The organism is Candidatus Neomarinimicrobiota bacterium (assembly GCA_034716895.1).
Classification (GTDB): domain Bacteria; phylum Fidelibacterota; class UBA8477; order UBA8477; family JABMPR01; genus JABMPR01.
Genome location: JAYEKW010000045.1, coordinates 1 through 6,628, shown reverse-complemented (window position 1 = coordinate 6,628; position 6,628 = coordinate 1). Strand labels below are relative to the sequence as shown.

The 6,628-nt window shown below is 46.4% G+C and carries 4 protein-coding genes; 1 reads left to right on the top strand and 3 read right to left on the bottom strand.

Translation table 11 applies throughout. The annotated features are described in order from the left end of the window. Position 1: 1 nt before the first annotated feature. Entirely contained in the window at positions 2-997 is a 996-nt protein-coding gene (locus U9Q77_03230) for an alpha/beta fold hydrolase (GenBank protein MEA3286377.1), read from the bottom strand. A gap of 124 nt (positions 998-1,121) precedes the next feature. On the opposite strand from U9Q77_03230, the gene U9Q77_03225 reads away from it, so the two are divergent. Continuing rightward, the gene (locus tag U9Q77_03225) at positions 1,122-2,369 is read left to right on the top strand and encodes a FlgD immunoglobulin-like domain containing protein (protein ID MEA3286376.1); all 1,248 of its coding nucleotides are present in this window, start codon (positions 1,122-1,124) and stop codon (positions 2,367-2,369) included. Positions 2,370-2,478: 109 nt separating this feature from the next. On the opposite strand, the gene U9Q77_03220 is transcribed toward U9Q77_03225, so the two are convergent. Further along, a complete protein-coding gene (locus tag U9Q77_03220; protein MEA3286375.1) occupies positions 2,479-3,963 on the bottom strand; it encodes an aminotransferase class V-fold PLP-dependent enzyme in 1,485 nt (494 codons plus the stop codon). A gap of 273 nt (positions 3,964-4,236) precedes the next feature. Continuing rightward, a partial coding sequence (locus U9Q77_03215; protein ID MEA3286374.1) for an efflux RND transporter permease subunit occupies positions 4,237-6,628 on the bottom strand: 2,392 nt, incomplete at its 5' end.

The window sequence follows — 6,628 nt, the reverse complement described above, 5'->3', positions numbered from 1 at the left end:
TCTATTTTCTATTTTCCATTTTCCATTTTCCATTTTCTATCTTAAATCTTAAAAAGTACTCAAAAACAGTAGAAACCATCCAGGATTTTCCTGATCTATCCACAAACCCTACATGTCCTCCTTGATCTGTTAGAACTGATTGAACCATATCTGACTGCGCGGCTCCATTCGGCATGGACTCTTCTGGAATAAATGGATCATCCCGGGAAGCCAGATAAAGTGAGGGAATTGCAATGTCATGCAAACATTTTATGGCACTCATCTCCTGATAATAATGGGCTGCATCCCTGAACCCATGCAATGGCGCAGTGGCTGCATTGTCAAGATCCCAGAAGCTGCGGGCTGCGGCCAGATCGCCAGCCAGATCCTGGCTCCCAATGATATCCGCCTTAGCCTGAACCTTTTTTAAAAGACTATTTCTGAATTTGAGAACATACAAGCGATTAAATCCGGTCTGCATGTAGTCAGCAGAGGCTTTCAGATCCAGAGGTGTGGAGATCATGGCGGCTGCCTTCACGTGTTTCCGAGCTTGTCCTTTTGCCAGGTAATGAGCTACCTGACTGCCACCCAGAGAGATGCCAGCAAGATACTGCTCATCTGAAATGCCCCTTCGAGGAAGCAACTCATCGATAAAATATTCAATATCCTGATAAAACCCGGCATGATAGAAATTTCGGCGACGGTTGAGCAATCCCCCACAACTGCGCATGTGCAAAACAACCCCATTCCAACCCAGTTTGTGACAGGCGTTCATCAACAGACGCGCATAATTACTCTCAGAACTGCCCTCCATCCCATGCACCAGGATAAATAACGGCTGTCCCTCTTCCCCATCCAGCCAATCCGCTGCGATAACATCATGATCTGGCAAATCAATTATTTCCCGACGATACGCTGGCAGCGGAGCAAACATCAGCAGGGAAGCATAGATCGTTTGAAAATGGGGATTGGGAAGCCAGACTGCAGGTTCATATTTAGCTGGGTAAAATTCATTCATTGCCGCGAAAATACTCCTGTCATGCCCTGAGACAACCACGTAAATGGGGTACCAGCCTGACCGTCCTTAGAAACAAGACCCAGCAATCCCTTTTCTCAGCGTGATTCTTAGCTATCTTTTTTCCATGCAAGTCGGCATAACTTTTCTAACCCTCATACTGCTCCTGGCAAACCCGGTATTCCCCTGTCGTATGTTGGGAGTAATAGCCCTGCCAGGCGAATCACTGGGTGGGCTGGATTCACTGCATAATTTTCATCCCTATCTACTTGAAGAGCTAGAGGAACTCCGGCTTCAGGGTGGTTCGGGCAGCTGGCCCTATAATAACAGGGACGGTTGGGCCATGACCAGTTTCTCTACATCTGAAAGCGCGATCCAGGTGCAAGCGGTTCGTTCAGAGATGAGCGCATTCGATGATGAGATGTATTACCAGCAAGCCTTCACAGTGCTTAGTCCGGAAATGATATCGATACTGATGGGACACTTGCGTCAATCCACATCGGGCGCTGAAGGTATTCAAAATCCTCATCCTTTTATATTTACTGATTCAACCGGTCAACATTTCAGTTTTGCGCACAATGGTGACATGGATAAAGATGAGTTAAGGGTGCTTGTCGGCAATGATTGGCTTGAAGATCATCCACCCCAGACTTACGGTGAAGGTCCCTGGGATGGTGATGGTTGGGATGCAGTTGTAGATTCAGAACTATTCTTTTTCTGGATCATGAAAAATATTGAGGAATGGGGCAATATCGAGATCGGGATCCAACAAGCCTTGATCATCCTGGAAAATGAAGCACCTGGTGAGATAAAGAACTTTCTCTTTACTGATGGTGTTGATCTATATGGGTATCGGAGTTCACCTGCAGCAGATATTTGTTATTTTGATGGCAGTAATGAACTGGAGCCACCCTGGTACCTCGAGCTCAGTAATCATCGGGCGATCATGAGTACCCCTCCACCCACAGGCGATCTGGCTCTGATTCCCTGGATCGAACTGTCCAACAAATATCTGGTTATTCTTAAGGCCGATGGCAGTACTGAAGTGCTAGATGTACTGGATCTAAGTGAAATTCCTGAATCCGATAACATTCCGACTCGATCTGAGCTGATCAAAGCCTACCCGAATCCCTTTAATGGGTCAACCATCATTCCGGCACAATTGGATCATACAGGAGATCTGGAATTAGCTATTTACAATACACTGGGGCAGGTCGTATTTCAGACAACCCTGTTTAACGCACAAGCCGGGTCACACCGGTTACGCTGGAAGGGTCAGGATGACCAGGGCAGGCAGGTAGAGTCCGGAACCTATTTCTTTACTGTTTCAGGAAGTCAACAGACCTCAAATGGCAAATTATTACTATTAAAATAGATCGTTCGATTAAAAAGACTGTCACTCAGAATCCGGTAAAGTCAACTTACCACCCTTCTTCGATACGATCTTCGCTACACTCAGATCACTCAGGGTTCGGAAACGCTCACTAACTCAAATATTCATCCACAGCCCGTTTTACATCAAATATTTCGTCATGCTGCAATCGATATGTTTTATGAATGTAGTCATTATCACTGTTGATATCATACTGTTTTGCGTACTGGTCACCATTTTTGATAATATCTTTTAGAGCGGCCACGAGAGCTTCAACATCCTGATGAGTCGAGTACAAACCAAAACTAGCCCTTACCATCCCTGCTTTACGCATAAACTCAGGACTCATGTCACCAAAATTAATGATCCCAAAGACTTCCTCCAGATCATCAGACATCATTTCCTTAACATAAGGATGAGCACAAAAACACTGATTCCGGACTGCAATATTAAAATAATCATTTAGGATAGCCGCTACCAATCCATGATCCAGACCTTGAACATTAAAGGAAATTGAGGCAGCCCGAGGACATGCTTCCGTATCGGTACCCCCATATACTGTTATCTCAGGGATCTGCCCCATGACTGTCAGGGCACCAGTCAGAACTTCATCCTCCTCCTTAAATAGAGTCTTCATTCCAATACGATCCAAGATCTCGATGGTTGTGGCCAGAGCAATAGCACCAGGGATATTGGGAGTACCAGCCTCTTCCCGATCCGGGAACTCACTTTTAACCTGATAACGTTTCTCCAAAACCCGCTCAACCATCCCGCCGCCTACTTCTTCCGGCTCAATTTTACTCAGATGATCCATCCGGGCAATCACCACTCCGGGAGAACCTGGTGTATAGGTTTTGTGACCAGAAAAAACGAAGGCATCGATACTGGCTTCAGGATCTTCAGCATGAAATAGCCGAGTTGGCAAATGAGCAGCACTCTGGGCACCATCGATCATGATCAAAGCGCCATATTGATGAGCCAATCGAGCGATTTTATGAATGGGATTGATAATACCGGTCACATTACTCACAGCCGTTATAGATACATAGTTAATGCGACCCTGACCTTTTTTCAAGGCTGATTCAAGCTCGGGCAGACTGATACACATTTTATTTTCATTCAGGCCGGTTACCGGAACGTGGATCACCTTCCGCATGTGTTTACGGTGAGGCAGATCATTTGAATGATGCTCCATGATCGAGATGATAGCCGTGTCCTTATCAGGTTGGAGATCCCTGAACACACGAGCCAGGCGATTGATCCCTGAGGTAGTACCAGCACCAGTAAAGAAACAGGTGTAGATATCCGGATCCGCACCTAAAAAAGACAGGATTCGCTCGTGAGCCCAATCGTATGCTGCCGTTGAAATATGGGCGCTATGGTGAAGTTTACTATGGGTATTGGAATAATGAGTCAAAAAGTCATCCGTAATTCTGGCTGCAGGACGCAGCATGAGTGAACTGGCTGTAGAATCCAGGTAAATGCGCGGTGTTGTTTTACCGGTGACATTCTTATAGGGGGTATCGATCCCGATAAAATCCGAGCGGATCTTTTGCAATAGTGCTTTACCGATAACCGGGTCTCCAGATGATCGCATACTCTAACTCCAAACTGTTTGAAAAAATGATCTGATTGGTCATATCATGGCGTGAATATAAACTGTGTTCCAGTTTAACAAATAATACAGTTGTGTCTCAGCCACTTGAAATGATAGAGGCCATCTACAGATGGCCTCTGGTAAAGTGGATATTTGAAAATGATTACTTAAGTAGCATCATTTTTACGACTAATCGCTGCCACCTTAATAGTACCCCAGCAAAGGACATTGGTTTCGCGCGACTATCTGCCGCCAGTTTAATTGTTTGCTAGATCACCCGGAGCTTGCCAATTGCTTTCGCTCTTGGCGGCTCTCCATCAGGGAGTACAAGACTGGCACCACGATCAGGGTTAAAAATGAGGATATAGCCAACCCAAAGATCAAACTCACAGCCAGAGGTCTCCAGTACTCGGCACCACCAGCCAAATTCAAACTCAACGGGATCATACCGGCCAGAGTAGTCACCGTGGTCAGGATAATGGGGCGTAAACGATTCCGACCGGCTTTGATCAAAGCTTCCCGAACCTGCATACCTCCGCGTCTCAAATTATTTACATAGGCCATCAGCACAATGGCATCATTCACCACCACCCCCATGAGAGCTACCACTCCAAAGAAAGCCATAATTCCAAAAGGCACGCGGGTAACCATGAGACCAAATACAACTCCGATGAATGAAAGAGGAATAGCCAGAGCAATGATGAAGGGCTGTTTTACCGATTGGAATTGGGCACTCAGGATGATCATGATTACAATAAATCCAATCATCATGGAGCGTCCGAGACTGGAAAATGACTTCATGGCTTCATCCTCAATACCGCCATACTCAACGGTAACACCACCCGGTACTGCCAGAGTGGCTAAATAGGGATTCATATGACGACGAATATCCGTGGCATCAATACCCTTGGCCAGATCGCAGGAAACCGATATGTTTCGCTTGAAATCCTTATGCTTGATCAGAGTTTCGCTACTTCCCAACACAAGAGAGGCTACATTTTCAAAAGGAATCATCTTACCCATCTGGTTCATGATATTCAGGTTACGAATAGCATCAACAGCATCATCCCCTTCGGTGGCCAAGCGCACAACTACCGGGATGTCATCCAGCCCATCAGAATAGGTGGTGGCTTCCAGACCGATCATGGCTGCAGCCAGCGTGTTGCTGATCTCCTGGCTGGAAAGTCCATAGCTGGCTGCCCGATCATGATCAACATGGGCTTGAAATTCAGTTCGACGCACTCCCAGACTGGATTTCACATTCAATGCACCCTCAATGGTGGCCATATCACGCTTGACTTGTTCCGCCACAAAACCGATTGCTTCCAGATCATCACCACTGATATCGATGATCACGTTGCTGGAAACTGGCGGGCCTTCCTGAATGGGCTGAATAGTAAAATCCACCCCTGGTATTCGGGAAAGGTCAGCATCCATGACCGCAATCAATTCTTCAACTGATAGCTCGCGCTCTTCATTGCCCACCAAATCAACATTTATTTGACCGATCTCAGATCCTTTGCCACCCCCTTGAGCAATACGCACATTTTGAACCCCGCTTTCCCCAACAGTGGATACAAAGCGATCCACTTCGGCAAAGGTCTGCAAATAGGTTTCAAGATCTTTGATTACCGCATCTGTGTAATCCAACTGACTCCCGGCTGGCGTTTTTACATCGATTATAATCCTGGGTTTGGGTACTTTTGGAAAGATCTGCAATTTCACCAACTTCGTGTCACTCAGCGCAGATATTCCCACAACCGCAATGGACATAAAGAATACAACGGTAATACCAAATACAACTGTCCAGCGATGCCGTAACGCCCAACCGACCAAACGGGTATAGAAGCGTTTACCACTCCACTCCCCGCTAAGCATCCCCGCTCTTTTGGTCACCACCATTAATTTCGATGCCAGAACTGGAATGAGAAAATGATCGGCCAAAAAGGCTCCAACCAACGTAAAAATGACAACTTTTGGAATGACTGAAAGGAACTGCCCCATGGTACCTGCCATGTAAATGATAGGTGCAAAAGCTACCATGGTGGTCAAGACTGAGGTCATAATGGGAATACCCACCTCATCAATGGCCTGGATCGAAGCAGCTCTGCGACTTAATCCTTCTTCCATGTGACGGTAACTTGATTCAGCCACAATGATCGCCCCATCCACCACAATACCGAGAACGATGATCAGCCCGAACATGGAAATGCCGGTTCGATCCACATCGAACAAAACCATCAGAGGAAACGATGACATGAGAGCAAAAGGCAGAGCCAGAGACACGATTAGGGCATTTTTTAAACCAATGCCCGCCAACAGAACCAGGATCACAAAAAGGATCCCCCAGGCGGCATTCTGGTTGAGTTGGCTGTTCTGTTTTTCTATATCTGTGGCTTGCCTGGCCGTGTAGGCATGCTGCATTCCTTGTGGAAAATTCCTGGCAAGTTCATTTACGGTAGCTTCGATGGCTTCAGTAGCCTCAACTATATGAGCACCCGGTCGTTTGGTGATCAACAAGGTGACACTATTCTTGCCCTGATACCTGGAATAGCTGGAGGGGGTTTCGTAACCGTCTATCACTGTGCCCACATCCCGAATACGTTTGATATTTCCAGTGGCATCCACACCGAGAATCGTATTCTCAATATCATGGATCTCAGTA